General features: G+C 37.5%; 19 protein-coding genes and 1 tRNA gene. 12 read left to right on the top strand and 8 right to left on the bottom strand.

The features are described 5' to 3' along the window. Together B3394_RS01425 and B3394_RS01420 are read right to left on the bottom strand one after the other, a co-directional pair. Positions 1–357, bottom strand: coding sequence for an SdpI family protein (locus tag B3394_RS01425; RefSeq protein ID WP_177730906.1), 357 nt, complete (start codon positions 355–357; stop codon positions 1–3). A 6-nt stretch (positions 358–363) separates the two neighbouring features. After that, positions 364–1,230, bottom strand: a complete 867-nt coding sequence (locus B3394_RS01420) for a murein hydrolase activator EnvC family protein (protein WP_177730908.1) — start codon at positions 1,228–1,230, stop codon at positions 364–366. 211 nt (positions 1,231–1,441) lie between these two features. Between B3394_RS01420 and tatA the strand changes: the two genes are divergently transcribed. Continuing rightward, complete coding sequence (gene tatA / locus B3394_RS01415) at positions 1,442–1,618, top strand: twin-arginine translocase TatA/TatE family subunit (RefSeq protein WP_177730910.1); 177 nt, start codon at positions 1,442–1,444, stop codon at positions 1,616–1,618. Positions 1,619–1,748: 130 nt separating this feature from the next. On the opposite strand, the gene B3394_RS01410 is transcribed toward tatA, so the two are convergent. Beyond that, positions 1,749–3,875, bottom strand: a complete 2,127-nt coding sequence (locus tag B3394_RS01410; protein WP_273246571.1) for a Tex family protein — start codon at positions 3,873–3,875, stop codon at positions 1,749–1,751. 100 nt (positions 3,876–3,975) lie between these two features. Between B3394_RS01410 and B3394_RS01405 the strand changes: the two genes are divergently transcribed. From B3394_RS01405 to B3394_RS01390, 4 genes are all read left to right on the top strand, one after another. Further along, the gene (locus B3394_RS01405; RefSeq protein ID WP_177730914.1) at positions 3,976–4,269 is read left to right on the top strand and encodes a DUF1294 domain-containing protein; all 294 of its coding nucleotides are present in this window, start codon (positions 3,976–3,978) and stop codon (positions 4,267–4,269) included. A gap of 115 nt (positions 4,270–4,384) precedes the next feature. Then, positions 4,385–5,527 carry a glycosyltransferase family 87 protein gene (locus B3394_RS01400; protein WP_286912192.1) on the top strand — a complete coding sequence of 381 codons (1,143 nt, stop codon included), beginning with the start codon at positions 4,385–4,387 and terminating at the stop codon, positions 5,525–5,527. After that, the gene (locus B3394_RS01395; RefSeq protein ID WP_286912189.1) at positions 5,515–6,450 is read left to right on the top strand and encodes a glycosyltransferase family 2 protein; all 936 of its coding nucleotides are present in this window, start codon (positions 5,515–5,517) and stop codon (positions 6,448–6,450) included. The genes B3394_RS01400 and B3394_RS01395 overlap by 13 nt, the downstream gene beginning before the upstream one ends. Then, on the top strand, positions 6,447–7,226 hold the full coding sequence (locus B3394_RS01390; protein ID WP_286912183.1) for a polysaccharide deacetylase family protein: 780 nt from the start codon (positions 6,447–6,449) through the stop codon (positions 7,224–7,226). Before B3394_RS01395 ends, B3394_RS01390 begins: the two co-directional genes overlap by 4 nt. Before the next feature lie 48 nt (positions 7,227–7,274). Here the strand turns inward: B3394_RS01390 and rpiB are convergent, their stop codons facing one another. Both rpiB and B3394_RS01380 read right to left on the bottom strand, forming a co-directional pair. Continuing rightward, positions 7,275–7,709 (bottom strand): ribose 5-phosphate isomerase B, encoded by a 435-nt coding sequence (gene rpiB, locus B3394_RS01385; protein ID WP_273246576.1) that lies wholly within the window; start codon positions 7,707–7,709, stop codon positions 7,275–7,277. 48 nt (positions 7,710–7,757) lie between these two features. Beyond that, positions 7,758–7,997, bottom strand: a complete 240-nt coding sequence (locus B3394_RS01380; protein ID WP_177730922.1) for a DUF2007 domain-containing protein — start codon at positions 7,995–7,997, stop codon at positions 7,758–7,760. Positions 7,998–8,108: 111 nt separating this feature from the next. On the opposite strand from B3394_RS01380, the gene rnr reads away from it, so the two are divergent. After that, positions 8,109–10,286 (top strand): ribonuclease R, encoded by a 2,178-nt coding sequence (gene rnr, locus B3394_RS01375; RefSeq protein ID WP_177730924.1) that lies wholly within the window; start codon positions 8,109–8,111, stop codon positions 10,284–10,286. A gap of 22 nt (positions 10,287–10,308) precedes the next feature. After that, entirely contained in the window at positions 10,309–10,998 is a 690-nt protein-coding gene (locus B3394_RS01370) for a head GIN domain-containing protein (RefSeq protein WP_273246578.1), read from the top strand. Between the two features lie 16 nt (positions 10,999–11,014). Here the strand turns inward: B3394_RS01370 and B3394_RS01365 are convergent, their stop codons facing one another. After that, the gene (locus tag B3394_RS01365) at positions 11,015–12,760 is read right to left on the bottom strand and encodes a transcriptional regulator (RefSeq protein WP_286912180.1); all 1,746 of its coding nucleotides are present in this window, start codon (positions 12,758–12,760) and stop codon (positions 11,015–11,017) included. A 181-nt stretch (positions 12,761–12,941) separates the two neighbouring features. On the opposite strand from B3394_RS01365, the gene B3394_RS01360 reads away from it, so the two are divergent. Next, positions 12,942–13,766 carry a T9SS type A sorting domain-containing protein gene (locus tag B3394_RS01360; RefSeq protein ID WP_177730928.1) on the top strand — a complete coding sequence of 275 codons (825 nt, stop codon included), beginning with the start codon at positions 12,942–12,944 and terminating at the stop codon, positions 13,764–13,766. 175 nt (positions 13,767–13,941) lie between these two features. Continuing rightward, complete coding sequence (locus tag B3394_RS01355) at positions 13,942–14,628, top strand: LysE family translocator (RefSeq protein WP_177730930.1); 687 nt, start codon at positions 13,942–13,944, stop codon at positions 14,626–14,628. Between the two features lie 67 nt (positions 14,629–14,695). On the opposite strand, the gene B3394_RS01350 is transcribed toward B3394_RS01355, so the two are convergent. After that, positions 14,696–14,766, bottom strand: a tRNA-Cys gene (locus B3394_RS01350). Between the two features lie 102 nt (positions 14,767–14,868). Continuing rightward, positions 14,869–15,228 (bottom strand): dihydroneopterin aldolase, encoded by a 360-nt coding sequence (folB, locus tag B3394_RS01345; protein WP_177730932.1) that lies wholly within the window; start codon positions 15,226–15,228, stop codon positions 14,869–14,871. 138 nt (positions 15,229–15,366) lie between these two features. Between folB and B3394_RS01340 the strand changes: the two genes are divergently transcribed. The 3 genes from B3394_RS01340 to B3394_RS01330 all read left to right on the top strand — a co-directional run bounded on the left by B3394_RS01340 (position 15,367) and on the right by B3394_RS01330 (position 18,578). Continuing rightward, entirely contained in the window at positions 15,367–17,052 is a 1,686-nt protein-coding gene (locus tag B3394_RS01340) for a glutamine--tRNA ligase/YqeY domain fusion protein (protein ID WP_286912177.1), read from the top strand. A gap of 4 nt (positions 17,053–17,056) precedes the next feature. After that, positions 17,057–17,968: a sterol desaturase family protein gene (locus B3394_RS01335; protein WP_177730936.1), complete on the top strand. Its 912-nt coding sequence runs from the start codon at positions 17,057–17,059 to the stop codon at positions 17,966–17,968. Between the two features lie 280 nt (positions 17,969–18,248). Further along, on the top strand, positions 18,249–18,578 hold the full coding sequence (locus B3394_RS01330) for a YtxH domain-containing protein (RefSeq protein WP_177730938.1): 330 nt from the start codon (positions 18,249–18,251) through the stop codon (positions 18,576–18,578). Positions 18,579–18,584: the final 6 nt, after the last annotated feature.

The following is an 18,584-nucleotide window of genomic DNA, read 5'->3' as shown; positions in this document are numbered from 1 at the left end:
TTAATTATAATTAGTCGCAAACTTTTTACGTATTGCTTTTTCGGTTCTGTAAATGGGTATAAAAACAAAGACCAGTACGATGGCAATACTGACTACAAATTCTATTTCACTTTTTACGTTGATTACCAGGTTAATCATCGAAATCAACACTAAAAAGAAACCGCTTTTAATGATTTCTTTAGCCGAATATTTCTGGGCAAAATTCCAGCGCTCTGTCGACTGCATGGAAGCAGCAGTCCGGTAACCGTATAAACCGTTAATCTTCCCGGGCGGAAACAAATACAAAACCATACCGGTTATAATAAATATCCCTCCGGCCAGTAACGGCAACTGTAATAACGCACGAATCCACTCCATAATATACTATTCAAAATCAATAAACTGCGTCGGGTCAATCGGGTAGCCATCCTTCCAGAGCTCAAAATAAAGCTGCACATCCGGATGAATTCCGGTCATTCCGGCCAGCGCAACCACTTCGCCCGATTTTACAACATCTCCTTCCGACTTTGTCAAAGATGCCGCTCGTTTGTAAACGGAAATAATCCCGTCATTATGACGGATAATAATTACCTGCCCGTTTGTAGGTGTCCAGTCGGCAAAAACAACGGTTCCGTTGGCAATCGACTTTATCGGTGTATTCTTAGTTAACGCAATACTCACAAAAAAGTGTTTGTTCTTTGCATTATATTTTTCGGCAATATGTCCTTTTACCGGCGGTAGTAATACCAGGTTCACTCTTGGTTTTGCCTTTTCAAAAACATTGTATTTGTCTTCCAAAGCCACCTGTTCCCGTAGTTTTAAATCGGTTTTAGACGGATTTAAAGCGACCGTTTCCACTTTATCTTTCTGTTCTACCTTAATGGAATCCTTATTTAGTTTTGCATATTCCAGATCACCGGTGAGCACTTTCTTGATCGATTCTACATACAGGTTGTTTTGCCTGATGGCTCTTTCCAGCGAATCCGATTTCATTGCCAGCTGCGTTGCTTCCCTTTTCAGTTTGGTTGAAGAGTATCCCGGAATGTATTCCCGAAGCGGTGTAAAAGCAATAATAAAGGTGGTTCCGGTAATTAAAAAAATAGTCGAAATGGTCAGGCTGACGAAAACATTCATCAGGTTTAATTTCAGTGAAAAAATCTCTTCAAATGTATCTTCGTTCAATATAACCAACCGGTTTTTATTGAATAACTTCTTTTTTAAAAGCTGTCTCTTTAGTCTCTTTGCAGACATTTTATTGGTTTAATTCACAAATATAATAATTTAATATTCGCTTTCTTAATCCTTAATGTATATTGGTTTTTAGCAATTAGGTTAAAGAAATCCTAAATTTTAGCCGTCAATACTAAAAAGCTCTAAATATTTATTCGTCAAATCGTATTTATACCTAACTTTGTTCTCTCTTTGATGAAATAAACTTTTTGAAATAATAAACACATTAACAATGGGAAAGCTTGGTGCAACAGAAATAATATTAATCGTAGTAGTAATTGTTCTTCTATTCGGTGGTAAAAAAATTCCTGAATTGATGAAAGGTTTAGGTTCCGGTATTAAGGAATTTAAAAATGCTGCTAAAGACGATCAACCTTCCAATACTAAGAAAGAAGAAACTAAAGAGTAATTTTTTGTAATACTTTTTTTTAGAGGCTGTAAAAGTAAACGACTTTTTAAACTTGGATTTCTATATTTTTATTCCTTAGAAATCCTGAAATATAAAAAGAGGCTGTTTGTTTTTTACAGCCTCTTTTTGTTTATAGTATCATACTCAATTGTATTCTTTTACGGTCTTCATCCACTTCGGTCACTTTTACCTGTACATGCTGGTGCAGCTTGACCACTTCATTCACATCGCTCACAAAACCTTCTTTGAGCTGCGAAATATGAACCAGTCCGCTTTCTTTAATTCCGATGTCTACAAAACAGCCAAAATTGGTAATGTTATTCACAATTCCCGGCAATACCATTCCGGTTCTTAGATCTTTAATTGATTTTACATTCGCATCAAATTCGAAAACTTTAGCCGATTTTCGCGGATCCAGTCCCGGTTTTTCCAATTCTTTTACGATATCTTTCAAACTCAGCAAACCAATCTCCTCTGTAATATAATTTTCCAGCTGGATCTGCCCGATCTTCTCCTTGTTTGCAATCAGTTCGTTAACCGATATTTTAAGATCCTTCGCCATTTTTTCCACGATCTTATAGGCTTCCGGATGCACGGCCGAATTGTCCAGCGGATTTTTAGCATTGCTGATGCGGATAAAAGCCGCCGCCTGCTGAAAGGCTTTTTCGCCCAGTCGCGGTACTTTCTTTAACTGGCTTCTGCTTTCAAAAGCTCCGTTTTCGGAACGATAGGCAACAATATTCTCCGCCATCTTCTCCCCGATTCCCGACACATAGCTCAATAACGATTTACTCGCCGTGTTGATATTGATTCCCACAGAGTTTACACAACGGGTAACCACCGTGTCCAGTTCATTTTTCAGTAACGACTGGTCTACATCATGCTGGTATTGCCCCACTCCGATTGATTTCGGGTCGATCTTAACCAGTTCCGCTAACGGATCCGACAAACGACGACCAATAGAAACGGCACCTCTAACGGTAATATCGTAATTCGGGAATTCATCACGGGCAATTTTAGATGCCGAATAAATCGAGGCTCCGGCTTCGCTCACCACAAATACCTGCAGCGGTTTATCAAACGCTATTTTTTTAATAAAAAACTCGGTTTCTCTCGAAGCCGTTCCGTTTCCAATGGAAATCGCATCAATTTTATAAGAGTTCACCATCGAACGGATCTTTTTCATCGCCATAGCCGATTCGTTCTGCGGCGCATGCGGGAAAATCGTTTCGTTGTACAGCAAATCGCCCTTTTCATCCAGGCAAACCACTTTACAGCCGGTTCTAAATCCCGGATCTATCGCCAGAATTCGTTTTTCTCCTAAAGGCGGTGCCAATAAAAGTTGCCCTAAGTTTCCGGCAAAAACCTGGATGGAACTCGCATCTGCTTTCGCTTTTGCTTCCTGTAAGGTTTCATTCGAAATGGCCGGTTCTAACAGTCTTTTATAACTATCCGAAATCGCTTTTTTAAGATGTCCCGCTGTTTCTTTTTTAGGATTCTTAATGACATTTTCTTCAATAAAATCTAAAGCTTCCTCCGGCTCTACAGCCACCTTCATTTTTACATAGCCTTCATTTTCTGCCCGAAGCATGGCTAATAAACGGTGTGATGGTGCTTTGGTAATGGATTCCGACCACTCAAAATACTGCTCAAATTTCTTAGCCCCTTCTTCTTCCCGCTTGGCTTTTACCACTTTGGTTTCCACAACCGCTTTGCGCTGAAACAATCGTCTCAGGTTTTTCCGGATGTAGATATTTTCATTAATCCATTCTGCCACGATATCTCTGGCACCCTGCAAAGCTTCCTCTTCGCTGGCAACATTGCCATTCAGGTATTTTGAGGCGATAAAATCCAGATCGTCGGCATTTTGTGCCATTATAATTTTTGCCAAAGGCTCCAATCCGTTTTCACGGGCAACATCGGCCTTTGTCTTTCTTTTCTTTTTATACGGCAGGTATAAATCTTCCAGGTCGTTCAGATCGAAACTGCTGTTGATCTTCTGTTCCAGTTCCGGCGTTAAGGCATTTTGTTCCTGAATTGCCTTGATGATCGCTTCTTTTCGTTTGCTGATGGCTTCAAAAGCCAGATTCAGTTTGGCAATCTGTTCAATGACTACCTCATCCAGATTCCCGGTACGGTCTTTCCGGTAACGGGCAATAAAAGGAATCGTACAATCTTCCGATAGAAGCTGCAGCGTATTTTCTATATTTTTTGGAGCGGTCTGAACGTGCTTCAGAATGTATTCAATCGTGTTCATCCTTAAAATAAAAATGGGTGTTTAAAATTTTATTAACCTTAGCGCGAAAAGCTAATATATAGTAGGCTAAAATACTATCTTTGGCAGAAATTTTATAACAATGTCCCCATTATTATGTTTTCTTCTGGTAATTAACGGTATAACGTTATTTACTTTCGGATTAGACAAATGGCTGGCTGTTAATCGCAAAAGCAGAATTGCTGAAAGAACGCTTTTACTACTCGCCTTTTTTGGCGGTACGATGGGTGCCTTATCCGGAATACTGCTGTTTCGTCACAAAATTGCAAAAGGTTCCTTTTTATGGAAATTTGCAGTGGTATTTGCTATCCAGGTCATCATTTTATACCTGCTGCTACCATATTTTTCCAGTCCGGATCAGGTTTCTGACCGGTAGAAAAGTGTCGACAGAATTCGTTCAAAATCAATATATTTGTCAAACATCTTACTAAATTCAAACTATTTTGACTCAGAATCCTACAAAATTTAATTTTTCAAAGTTTTCATTTCTTTTGAATCCAAAATATATTTTTGGAATCCTTGTCATTTTAGCCGGATTAATTGCGGTAAAACAATTTACAAACGGTAGTTACAACAACTATTCGATTTTCAAATACACGTTCTGGCACCTCATCGAATCCAAATCACTTTACGACCACTATCCTGCCGAATATTGGGATCGCAATCACTACGGTCCTGTATTTGCCATTTTTATTGCCCCTTTTGCTCTTTTACCGGACTATCTGGGAATGTTTTTCTGGAATGTATGCAGTGTACTGGTTTTTGCATTCGGTATTTACAGCCTGCCGCTTTCCAATAAAATCAAGGCAATAATTACGCTTATCTGCGCGAATGAGCTGATCACCGCTTTGCTTAGCTTTCAGTTTAATATTTTCCTTACAGGAGCCATCTTAATTGCTTTTTCCTTTACGTTAAAAAATAAAAACCTGATTGCGACTTTCCCGATAATCAGTTGTGCGTTTATAAAACTTTACGGCGTTGTGGGACTGGCATTTTTCTTCTTTACCAAGAAAAAGATCTCGTTTATCCTGGGGCTGGTTTTCTGGACGGTATTGCTTTTTGTACTGCCCATGGTATTGTCTTCCCCTAAGTTCATAATCGATACCTATGTAGAATGGTTCAACACTTTGGTTTATAAAAATTCTTCCAATATTTCACTGGATTCGTATCAGGATATTTCAATCATGGGTCTGGTACGCAGAACGTTAGGTGATCCTACAATCCCGAATTCCCCGTTTTTACTGGGCGGTGTTTTGTTATTCGGGTCTACTTACCTTCGCATCAGTCAATACCGCTTTCTGGAATACCGTTTATTGCTTTTGGCATCCACGTTAATTTTTACGGTGATCTTTAGCAGCGGATCCGAATCGCCAACGTATATTATTGCTTTTACAGGTGTTGCCATCTGGTTTATGAGCAAGTCAAAACATAGCAAATGGGATATTGTATTACTGGTTTTTGCAATCCTGCTGACTTCATTTTCACCAACCGATTTATTCCCGAAAGTGGCCCGTGTTTTCATCAGAAATCATGCCTTGAAAGCACTTCCCTGTGTAATAATCTGGTTTACTATTATTTATGAAATGCTAACGAAAGATTTCAAACCTAAATCCGTTACCGTATGCGAAAATTAGTTTCCATAATCATCCCGGCTTATAATGAAGCCGAAAATGTCCGGCACATCTTTGATAAAATCAAGGTTGTTTTTGATACGTTACCCTATAACTGGGAGGTTATTTTTATTGATGACGGGAGTAAAGACGAAACGATAAATACGGTTATGGCTTTGTCTAAAGAAAACAATAATGTTTATTTTTTAGAGTTTTCAAAAAATTTCGGGCATCAGTTAGCAGTTAAAGCCGGTTTGGACAATGCCTATGGGGACTGTGTGGTTTCTCTGGACTGCGATGCACAGCATCCGCCGGAAATCATTCCGGATATGCTGGTAAAATGGGAGGAAGGCTATGATATTGTTTATACCATCCGGGAAGAAGACAAACGCCTTTCGAAAGCCAAGCGCAGTACTTCCAATCTTTTTTACAAGCTGGTTAATTCCCTATCGGATATTGAACTGGAAGCCGGTACGGCCGATTTCCGTTTGCTGGACCGTAAAGTGGTCAATGTATTCCGCAATTTTCACGAAACAGAACCTTTTTTAAGAGGGCTGATCAAATGGCTGGGCTTTAAGCAGCACGGTATTCACTATTCGCCGGCCGAACGTTTTGCCGGAAGCAGTAAATATTCCGTAAAAAAAATGATTCATCTGGCGTTACACGGCGTAACGTCTTTTAGTATAAAACCGCTGTATACCGCTGTTTATTTAGGACTGAGCATGTCCCTGCTGTCCCTGTTATACATTCCTTACGTGATTTATGCTTTTTACAGCCATATTGAAGTATCCGGATGGGCTTCCACCATTATGACCATCGTTTTCTTTGGCGGTTTACAGCTCATCATGCTGGGAATTATCGGGATTTATGTGGGCAAAATGTTTATGCAGACTAAGAACCGGCCGAATTATATTATCCGTTCTACCAATTTAAAAGACCAGTCATGATTTTATTAAGTTTTGATATTGAAGAGTTCGATATGCCTTTTGAGTATTCAAAGGACATTTCTTTTGAAGATCAAATGCAAATATCAATAGAAGGCTCTCATAAAATCCTGAATTTACTGGAGAAACATGAGGTCAGAGCAACTTTTTTCAGTACGGCAACTTTTGCCATTCACGCGCCGGAAATTATCGAAAGAATCAAAAGAGCAGGGCATGAGCTGGCTTCCCATACTTATTATCATTCCGATTTTAAAGTGCCGCATTTACGGGAATCCCGGGAAAAACTGGAAGCCTTATCCGGTATGAAAGTAACCGGTTTCAGAATGCCCAGAATGATGCCCGTTGATGAAAAAGAAGTGGCAAAAGCCGGATATACTTACAACAGTTCCATCAATCCGACCTTTTTACCGGGAAGGTATAACAACCTGCATATTTCCAGAACCTATTATATGCAGGACAATGTTTTACAAATACCGGCTTCTGTTAGTCCGCTGGTACGTTTTCCGCTGTTTTGGCTGTCATTTCATAACCTGCCCTTGAATTTGTACAGCTGGATGGCAAAGAAAACCTATCAGAAAGACCAATACCTCAACATTTATTTCCATCCCTGGGAGTTTACCGACCTGGATGATTTTGAGCGTTTTGGTTTTCCGGGTTATGTGCGCAAAAATACCGGTGCCAAAATGGAGGAGAGGCTGGATCGCTTTATTGCAAAAATGAAAAAAAACCAGTTGCCGTTCGGCACTTTTCAGGAGTTTATCCGTACGATTCAAAAATAAAAAAGCATCCCAAAAGGATGCTTTTTCTATAATTTTTAATCTTGTTTATTATTGACAAAACGGGATTTTATTCACCCGGTTGGCATGTCTGCCGCCTTCAAAATCCGTCGTTAAAAACGCTTCCACCATTTCTACGGCCTGTGGTATCGACGTAAAACGCGCCGGAATGCTGATAATGTTTGCATCATTGTGCTGACGTGCCAAAACCGCAATTTCCTTAGTCCAACACAACGCGGCTCTGATACCCTGGTGTTTGTTTGCTGTAATGGCAATTCCGTTTCCGCTGCCGCAGATTACAATACCAAAAGCAGCTTTTCCTGCTGTAACATCCGTTGCTACCGCATGTCCGAAATCGGGATAATCAACACTGTCAAAAGTATCTGTACCGTGGTTGGTAACGATGTGTCCTTTTGCTTCTAAGTGTTTTACAATAGCTTGTTTATAATCCGGACCGGCATGGTCATTTCCAATTGAAATATTCATTGTGTTGTTGTTTGTTGTTATGCCCTGCAAAGTTAGAAAAGAATCCTGTTAAACAATTTTTAAATTTGTATCATCATTTAATTTTTTCAGGATTTCCCGAACAGTTTCCAGATCATTCGGATGTACCTTCAGTTTGATTCCTCCCAAAGCCTGCGAATACATCGGTACGATATTCATCATTGTCTCATTTTCAAAAAAGTACTGGATCCGGCTTTGGTCCAATAAGTGTTTCAGCACGGTAATCTCGTGCGGATAATCAAAAACGGCAATCGTTATAAATTCGTTCATTTCTCAGACTTTTTATAAAGATACAAAAGTTATTATTTCTATAAATCTTAATTCATTGTACATAATTGTTAATACTTATTTGTAATTTTAGCAGTATATTAGAAATGAAACATGAGTAAGAAACACAAAAAGTTAGGAAAGACAGGGAAAGATTTTTCTGGTAAAATTTTTAAAATCCTGTCCAAAGATCCTAATAAAACATTCAACTATAAACAAATAGCTTCTGTTTTAGAATTGAATGACACCCAAAGTCGCAACGAAATCATCAAAGAATTAAAATACCTGGCCTCCAAAGAAAAGATTGAAGAAATAGATCGCGGGAAATACCGCGTGATCTCCAAAGCCGATTATTTCGAAGGAATCATTGATATGACCAGTCGTAAAACAGCCTATTTTGTGGCTGCCGAATTAGAAGATGATGTTTTTATCCCGACCAACAATTTAAACCATGCGCTTGACGGCGACAAGGTAAAAGTATATATCTACAACAGAAGAAAGGGCAGAAGACCGGAAGGAGAAGTTGTTGAAATTGTAGAAAGAAAGAAAACGGATTTTGTGGGTGTTATTGACATCCAGAAAAACTTTGCATTTGTAGCTACCGCCAATCCGAAAATGTACACGGATATTTTTATCCCGAAAGACAAAATAGGAGAGGCACAGGATGGCGATGTGGTATTGGTGCACATTGAAGACTGGCCGGCAAAAGCCGATAGTCCTTTTGGAACGGTTACCAAAGTTTTAGGAAAACCGGGTGAGCACAATACTGAAATTCACGCTATTCTGGCCGAATACGGCCTGCCGTATGATTTCCCGGTAGAAGTGGAAGTCTATGCACAAAAACTGGATACTTCCATTCAGGAAAGTGAAATCCTGAAACGCCGTGACATGCGCGATACGCTTACGTTCACGATTGACCCGAAAGATGCGAAAGATTTTGACGATGCCTTATCGTTTAAAAAACTTCCGAACGGCAATTACGAAATCGGAATCCACATAGCCGACGTTTCCCATTATGTACAGGAAGGAACAATCCTGGACGAAGAGGCCTATAAAAGAGCCACATCGGTTTATTTAGTGGACAGGGTAGTGCCAATGCTTCCGGAAGTACTGTCTAATTTTGCCTGTTCTTTGCGTCCGCATGAAGAAAAGTACACTTTTTCGGCCGTTTTTGAACTGAATGAAAAAGCAGAATTAGTAAACCAGTGGTTCGGAAGAACGGTAACCTATTCCGATCAGCGATTTGCCTATGAAGAGGCACAACAGATCATTGAAACAAAAGGAAATGTTATTCCTGCCGAAATTTCCTTAACCGGAAATGAATATATAGTAGATAGCCCTATAGTAGAAGCTACGTTAAAACTGGATGAACTGGCAAAAATTCTAAGACGCAAAAGACTGAATAACGGTGCGATTTCATTTGATAAAGTGGAAGTGAAATTCCATTTAAATGAAAATGCAGAGCCAACAGGCGTTTATTTTAAGGTCGCTAAAGACGCCAATCACCTGATTGAGGAGTTCATGTTGCTTGCCAACAGAAAAGTGGCGGAATTCATCGGAAAACAAAAGAAAACATTTGTGTACCGTATCCACGATGAACCGGATGAAGATAAATTAATCAACCTGCAAACGGTGATTTCAAAATTCGGTTATTCCATCAATTTTAAATCCAAAGACAGTATTTCAAAATCACTGAATACTTTACTGGAGGATGTTCAGGGTAAAAAAGAACAAAACCTGGTCGATACACTTGCTATCCGCAGTATGAGTAAAGCGGTTTATTCTACTGAAAACATAGGCCATTACGGTTTGGCATTCGATTATTATTCCCATTTTACCTCACCAATTCGTCGTTATCCCGATGTTATGGCACATCGTTTGCTACAGCATTATCTCGATGGCGGAGCTTCGGCAGATGCAGAAGTGTATGAAGAAAAGTGTGTTCATTCTTCATCCATGGAAGGCCTTGCGGCAAACGCAGAGCGTGACAGCATCAAATACATGCAGGTAAAATACATGCAGGATCACAAAGACGAAGAGTTTTTGGGTGTTATTTCCGGTGTGACAGAATGGGGAATTTATGTAGAAATCATTGAGAATAAATGCGAAGGAATGGTTCGCATCAGAGAAATTCGGGATGATTATTACACTTTCGATGAGAAGCAATATGCTTTAGTTGGAGAAATTTCTCATAATATTTTACAATTAGGAGACGAAGTTATCGTTAAAGTGAAAAATGCCGATCTGGTTAAAAAACAATTGGATTTTCATTTTATTAAAAAGAGAGAGTAGTCTAATTTAAAATGTAATTCTTATGATAAAAACAAATCTGAAAAACAATTTCATGCTGGTAGCATTGCTTATTGTCGCGCAATTGGGTTTTGCCCAGGTAAATAAAAATGTTGGTGATTTTACAACCGTAAAAGTATTCGATAAAATTTCAGCGCAATTGGTTCCTTCATCAGAAAGCAAAATTGAGATTAAGGGAGAAGGCGCCGAAAAAGTGGAAGTGGTGAACAAAAACGGGGATTTGAAAATCCGTATGCCACTGGATAAATTCCTGAAAGGTGAAGATATAACCGTTATTATACATTTCAAAAATATTGAAAGTATTGAAGCCAGTGAAGGTGCTTATGTTTCCAGTGAAGCAACCCTGAAAGGTGTTGACTTTACCGTAAATGCCAACAAAGGCGGACAGATAAAGGTGATCCTTGATGTTAAAAAAGCCGGTGTCCGTGCTACAACAGGTGGTGTTGTAAAATTGAGCGGTAAGGCACAAAATCAGGATATCGTGATTAATTCCGGAGGTATTGTAAATGCTAAAACTTTTGAAACATCTCAAACTACTGTTGCGGTAAACGCCGGTGGTGAAGCAGATGTTTTTGCAACGGATCTGGTAGATGCCAAAACCAGAGCAGGCGGGGATATCACCGTTTACGGAAATCCTAAAAAAGTAAATCAAAAAACTTTTGCCGGAGGAAACATTGATATCATCAAAAAATAATAAACCGCGTTACCGCTTAAAAAGTCAGGCTCTGTATATGAGCGTTTAGATCTTCATCAATGAGTTCTAATTTCTTTTTTAAGCGGTAACGTCCTTTTTTAACGCTCTCTGCCGATATACCAAGAATGGACGCTACTTCAAAAGAATCTAAATTCAGTTTGATCAGCAATAGCATCCGCAATTCACCAGGAGTTAAGTTATTGTGCTTTTTTCGGATATGCGGTATAAATCCCGGGTAAACCTTGTCAAAGTATTCCTTGAACAAAAACCAGTCTTCCTCTGTTAAGATTTTCATTTTGCTTAATTCTCCGATATTTCTGGAATGGATTGCATCGTCGTGATCTACATTAAAACTATTCAGTTTCTGTTCCAATTCATTAATAATTTCCGATTTTGTAAGCAGTTTATCTGTGAAATTATCCAGCGCTTTTCTTTTTAGTTCCATTTCTATTTTAAGCCGTTCGATTTCCGATTCGTGAAGCTTCTTATCCACAAGGAACAGTTCTTGATTCTTACGGCTTCTAAAAACGAAATAAGCAACAGCAATCGATCCCGTTATAATTAAAAATAAAATCGTAACCACATACATCCAGCGTTGGTTTTGGGCAAGCTGCTTGTCTTTTTGAAGCAGTTTTATCTTTTCTTCTTTTTGTTTGGTTTCATATTTGGTTGAAACATCCTGAATTGCTTTTTCTTTTTGAATATTAAACAGCGTATCCTTTGTTTTGCTATACTTCATATAGTACACCAAAGCTTCTTTATAATTCCCTTTAATTCTTTCTAGTTTGGACAACTGTTGCAATGAGATTCTGGATTCATTCTGCATTTTTTTAGATTGTGCAATTTTATAAGCCAACTCATATTTTGCTATGGCGCCATCAATATTATTCTTTTCCTTTAAACAATGTGCGATATTATGCATTATCGTAATAGGTACTTCCTTGTTATTGCCTCCCGAAAGAAAGAGTTTTTCTGAAGTATAGAGATATTCCAAAGCCAGATCCCAATTTTTCAGACCCATATAGGCAATTGCGATATTATTGTTGGATTCAGCCTGTCCGGATATGTCCTTTATTTTTTTCCTTAATTCCAGCGAATGTTTTGCCAGTTCGACAGATGCTTCAAATTTATCATCCTGAAATAACATTACCGCTTTCGCAGATTCAAAATAAGCAAGATTCAAACTGTCTTTTACCTTTGCAAAATAAGCAAGAGCCTTGTCGCCATATAATTCCGATTTATTATAATCCTGATTTAGAAAAAAATTGATTCCCAAATTACCAATAGTACTGTAATACAGTCTGTTTTTATCGGTTAAATCGCTTTTTTCTAAAAAATCAAGCGCTTTATACTGAAGGTTTATGGCAGCATCAAATTTTCCCATTTTTGAAACGGATTCCGCGGCGCCCTTTAGTCCATAATACATTTCCCTTTGTAATGGCTTTGTATTTAAACCCTGTAACGCTTTATTGAAAAACACTTGTGCCGAGTCAAATCTGGATTGATGCAGGTAAACATATCCTTTGTATAAATTAAGAACAGCTGTTTTTTCTTTAGACTCCTCAGCGGGTTCTTTTATTTCTTTTCCAAGCCGGGCATAATCCTTTTTTTTATACCATGAAAACAAAGAATCATAATACCGGTTTTCATCCGTACCGGTCGTTCTTTTATTTATTTCCAATTGTGTGGTGCTATTATTTTTCTTTTCACAAGAAATGAATACTACCATAAGAAGTAGCCCCATGGCTTTTAAATGTTTCACGTATAATGTTTTGTTTTTAAAAAGTATTCCTGTTTTTGAATTAAATCAAAATGCGAAATAAATCTTTTTATAATTATCCCAGGCCCCTAAAAATGGGATGTCCTCTTTTTTGTCCACCGCAAATATGGTGATTATAATCTTTTCAAAAATAGATTTGTAAAAAACTAAAAACCTATATTGAATGAAGAAAATTACTTTATTATTACTGTTAACTTCCTTTACTTTTTCTTTTGCGCAAACAGCAAGTCCAAGTCCTTATTGTGCTTCTAATTATTCCAATGAGCCTTTTGCTTTACCCGATTATTTTATAACATCAGTTGTTTTGAAAAACGCAACATTAATTACTAAAAATGTCCAAAGTGCAGCTCCAAACTATCAATTTTACAATACTGTTGCCGCACAGGATCTGCCTAAAAATTCCCAGGCAAACATTACTATCAACTTTAACGGATCAACTATGCATTATATTGATGCCTGGATTGATTACAACAAAAACAATGCATTTGATACAGGAGAAAGTATTGGTTATTATGACCGGATAAACGATCCTAATATGAACATGAATGTGACCAGTAAAACATTTTCTTTTACAGTACCGGCAAGTGCACAAAACGGTACAACAAGATTGAGAGTAAGAGTAGTGGAAGATGACGATGTGTTTTTTTCAAATCCTGCATTGCCGGTAACTATTTGCCAGCAATATGCCAATGGGGAAACATTAGATTTTAATGTAACAATATCCAATGCTTTGAGTACTGAATCTTTTGATAAAAATACTCTTTCCGTTTTTCCGAATCCGGTTTCCGACTTGTTAACAATCACTAATGATAACGCTGCTATTGACATGGTTTCAATTTCAAACGCATTAGGGCAAACGAAAACGGTTAAAACTGCCATTACAGATAAATCCGTTATCGTAGATTGCTCGAATCTTTCTTCTGGAATATATTTTTTAAGCGTTCAATCCGAAGGGAAAGTATTCACTCAAAAAGTGGTTAAGAACTAGATTTATTACTTGTTGACTCTTTTTAACCCACAAATCCTACAGGATTGTGGGTTTTTTGGCGTTAAATAACATCAAAATAGCATAACTAAAGAGAAAAATCATTTTTTCATCTATCTTTGTAAGATACCTATTTCTTAATAGGTTTTTTTTTATAATTCACCTTAAAACCCTTTCAATGATTGATGATATTCTTACCGGTATTCCGTTAGGATTCTTTTTAAGTTTCATGATTGGACCCGTATTCTTTGTTCTTCTGGAAACCAGTATCACTAAAGGGTTTCGTGCCGCTATGTCTTTTGATGTGGGGGTAATTCTGGGAGACATTGTTTTTATTGCTATTGCATATTTTAGTAGTGTCCGCTTAATCCAGAGTATCAAAGATGATCCGGCATTATTTCTTTTCGGGGGCATCCTGATGTTTACTTATGGTATGATTACTTTCTTTAAACTGCGAAGAAAAAGTAAAACCATAGATGAAGATGAGGAAGTGGTTGAATTGATTAAAAAAGATTACCTGAGCCTCTTTCTAAAAGGCTTTTTATTAAACTTCATTAATATTGGCGTACTTGGTTTTTGGCTGGCCATCATTATTACTTTCGGTCCAAAACTGGACATGGAAGCCGGCAGAATGCTCACCTTTTTTAGTGCTGTAATCGGTTCTTATTTTATTACCGATATCGGTAAAATCATGCTGGCAAAACAATTGCGTAAAAAATTAACGCCAACGAACATTATCCGGGTTAAAAAATTCAGCAGTGTTTTATTAATGGTCTTCGGGATGGTTTTAATGATTCAGGGATGGTTTCCTAAAGAAAAAGAGTTTGTAAAAAATACCTTAGAAAAAATAGAAGAAAAAAAGTAAGTCTTTTATACATCCAAACGATATAAAAACAAAAAAAGCTGTCAGAAGACAGCTTTTTTTAATTCTGAGGCATCGAGCGGATTCGAACCGCTGTAGACGGTTTTGCAGACCGCTGCCTAGCCACTCGGCCACGATGCCAGTGTTATTGGTGGGCAAACTTACTAAAATATTTTTAATTCCAAATCCTAAATTGATAATTTATTCGGTATATTTTGTAATTCGCTCGTTATCAATAATATTTTAACTTCTGTATTCTTCCATTTGTATCGTTACGGCTTCCACATCACCACCAATAGGCGGGTTTAGCTTGGAAACGGCTACAATTATTCTGGAAACAGCAGGAATTTCTTTAAAAATTCTTACAATAATACGCTTCGTAACATGTTCTAATAATTTCGAACGGATAGCCATTTCTTCACGAACGATACGGTTTAAATGAACATAATCAACGGTGTCTTCCAACTCATCTGTTTCCGATGATTTTCTTAAATCTGTTTTTATTTCTAAATCAACACTATAATCAGAACCTATTTTACTTTCTTCTACCAAACAACCGTGAAAAGAAAATGTTCTGATGTTTTTCAGCTTAATAATTCCCATTTTAAATGTATTCAATTATTGGTTATTCCTTCAATGGATAAAAGTACAACTTTTTGGAACGTATTCGTTGAATAAGCATTCAAAGAAATGAGTTTATAATGAACATTTTTGGTAACTTTGCCTTTCTAATTTTATTTTATGTCAACAAAAGAAAAATCATTAAATTTTATCGAACAAATCATTGAGGAAGATTTAAAAAATGGTTTATCTCAAGATAAATTACGTTTCCGTTTCCCGCCAGAACCTAATGGTTATTTACACATTGGGCATGCCAGTTCAATTTGTTTAAACTTTGGACTTGGATTAGATTATCAGGCGCCTGTAAACCTGCGTTTTGATGATACCAATCCGGCTAAGGAAGAGCAGGAATATGTAGATGCTATTAAAAGAGACGTACAATGGTTAGGATATGAATGGGCGCATGAATGCTATGCTTCCGATTATTTCCAGCAGTTGTATGACTGGACAGTTGCCCTAATTAAAAAAGGAAAAGCTTACGTTGACAGTCAGACTTCTGAAGAAATGGCGAAACAAAAAGGAACACCTACACAACCTGGTGTGGACAGTCCTTACCGAAATCGTTCCATTGAAGAAAATCTGGATTTATTCGAACGTATGAAAAACGGTGAGTTTGAAGAAGGAACACATATTTTGAGAGCCAAAATAGATATGACCGCGACCAATATGCTGATGCGTGATCCTATCATGTACCGAATCTTACACAAACACCACCACAGAACCGGTGATAAATGGTGTATTTATCCAATGTATGACTGGGCACACGGCGAAAGTGATTATCTGGAGCAGATTTCCCATTCTTTCTGTACACTGGAATTTTTACCTCACAGAGAATTATACGATTGGTTTTTAGACCAGATTATCGATACTAATTTAACACGTCCTAAACAACGTGAGTTTGCACGCCGGAACCTTTCCCATACCGTTGTCAGTAAACGTAAATTATTACAATTGGTTCAGGACGGGCATGTTACCGGATGGGACGATCCGAGAATGTCAACCATTTCAGGAATGAGAAGACGCGGTTATACACCGGCTGCTATCCGCAATTTTGCCGATACCATTGGTATTGCCAAACGCGACAACCTGATTGACGTTTCCTTACTGGAATTCTGTGTTCGTGAAGATTTAAACAAAACAACTCCGCGTGTCATGGCTGTTTTAGATCCGGTTAAACTGGTAATTACCAATTATCAGGAAGGAAAAGAAGAATGGCTGGAAGCAGAAAATAATCCGGAAGAAGAAGTTATGACCTATAGAACAGTTCCTTTTTCTAAAGAATTATATATTGAAAGAGAAGACTTTCTGGAAGAAGCAAACAGTAAATTCTTCCGTCTTACTCTTGGAAAAGAGGTTCGTCTGAAAAATGCTTACATTATTAAAGGCGAAAGCGTAGTAAAAGACGCTGAAGGAAATATAACAGAAATTCACGCTACTTATGATGAAGAGAGTAGAAGTGGCAGCGGTACAGAAGCCAGTAAAAGAAAAGTAAAAGGTACTATTCACTGGGTGTCCGTTTCACATGCTATTCCGGCAGAAATAAGAATCTATGACCGTTTGTTTTCACATGAAAACCCGGATGGAAACAAAGAGATTGATTTTAAAGAATTTTTAAACCCTAATTCATTAGAGGTGATTACCGGATATTTGGAACCAAGCCTGAAAACAGCTGTTGACGGGGACCGTTTCCAATTCCAACGCTTAGGATATTTCTGTGTCGATAAAGAAAGTACTGCTGAAAAGTTAGTATTTAACAAAACCGTAGGCCTGCGGGATACATGGGCAAAATTAGAAAGTAAAGAATAAAATCATGTTGGATCAGTTTTTAGGTGAACAAGGTGTTGCTAACGTTTATTTGTACTCAGCACCTTTACACATTATTATCATATTGTTTGAAATGTTTTATAGTCGTTCTCACAAAAAGAAATTCTATGAAACAAAAGATACCTTAACGAATATTTACATGGCTTGTTTGAACTACGGTTTGGACATTATCATGAAAGCCTTTGCGATAGGGGTGATGTTTTTTTTCTATCAGCACCGCATTTTTGATTTGGAATTTAACAGTATCTGGTACTGGATTGGCGTATTCCTGCTGCAGGACTTTGCCTATTATGTGCACCATTACGTAGACCACCATTCAAGAATGTTCTGGGCTGTTCACGTAACACACCACAATTCAGGGTATTTTAACATTACAACAGGATTCCGATCCCCGGTTTTACAGCCGTTATACCGTTATTTATTCTTTTCACCCATAGCCTTTTTAGGTTTTGATCCGTGGCACATTATGGCCGCTTATGCAATTATCCAGATCTATGGAACCTGGGTGCATACGAAAACCGTGAAAAGCATGGGAATATTGGAATGGATATTGGTAACACCTTCTCATCACCGTGTACACCATGCTTCCAATGCAAGATACCTGGACAGAAATATGGGAATGGGCTTAATTATCTGGGACAGGATTTTTGGAACATTTGAAAAAGAAGATCCCAACTATGAAGAAGTTCGTTTTGGTTTAACTTCCGAAATAAAAGACAAAGGTCCCTTGAATATTGTTTTCCACGAATGGAAAGATATCTGGAAAGATGCTTCCCAACCGGGAATCAAATTTACCGACCGCTTAAAATATATTTTTTACCCGCCGGGTTGGTCCCATACCGGAGATTTTAAAACTTCTGCAAAATTAAGAGCCGAAGAAAAGGCAAATAGAAAATAACTATGAAAGACTCCTAAAACGGAGTCTTTTTTTATTATATACATTATCTATTATTTTTATAATTTTAATATTTAAAAACTATTAAAACCGACTTTAAATAAAAGCTTAAAATCAATTATTATTTTTCCTTAATATATTTTCTTATCTTTAAAAATATGATTCAAAATAAAGCCTCTAATTGAATTTTTGAAATAAACAAGAATTTATTAACGCCTTTTTAACGTATTAGCCGTTTTTATTTTCGTAAGTTTATAATTATTAATTTTTAAAAAGTGAGATTATGTCAAACAACGCAGGAAACACATTATTGGCACTTTTGGCTGGAGCAGCTATCGGTGCTGGAGCAGGAATACTATTCGCCCCGGATAAAGGTTCTAAAACAAGAAGAAAAATTAAAGATGGTTTCGACAGAGAAACAGATCATCTGAAAGACAAATTTAATGAAGCTACCCATAACCTTAAAAATAAATTCTCGAAAGCTAAATTTGATTTAGAATCTGAATTTGATCATTTAGTAGCCAATGTGGATAATAAAACAGAAGATGTAATTGCCACACTGGAAAGAAAACTGGAAGATTTAAAAAAACAGCACGCTAAAGCAACAAAATAGTAGGCT

The sequence above is a fragment of the Flavobacterium sp. UBA4197 genome (genome assembly GCF_002379575.1).
GTDB classification, from domain to species: domain Bacteria; phylum Bacteroidota; class Bacteroidia; order Flavobacteriales; family Flavobacteriaceae; genus Flavobacterium; species Flavobacterium inviolabile.
The sequence above is the reverse complement of the archived record's forward strand: the minus strand, read 5'-3'. Positions and strand labels throughout refer to the sequence as shown.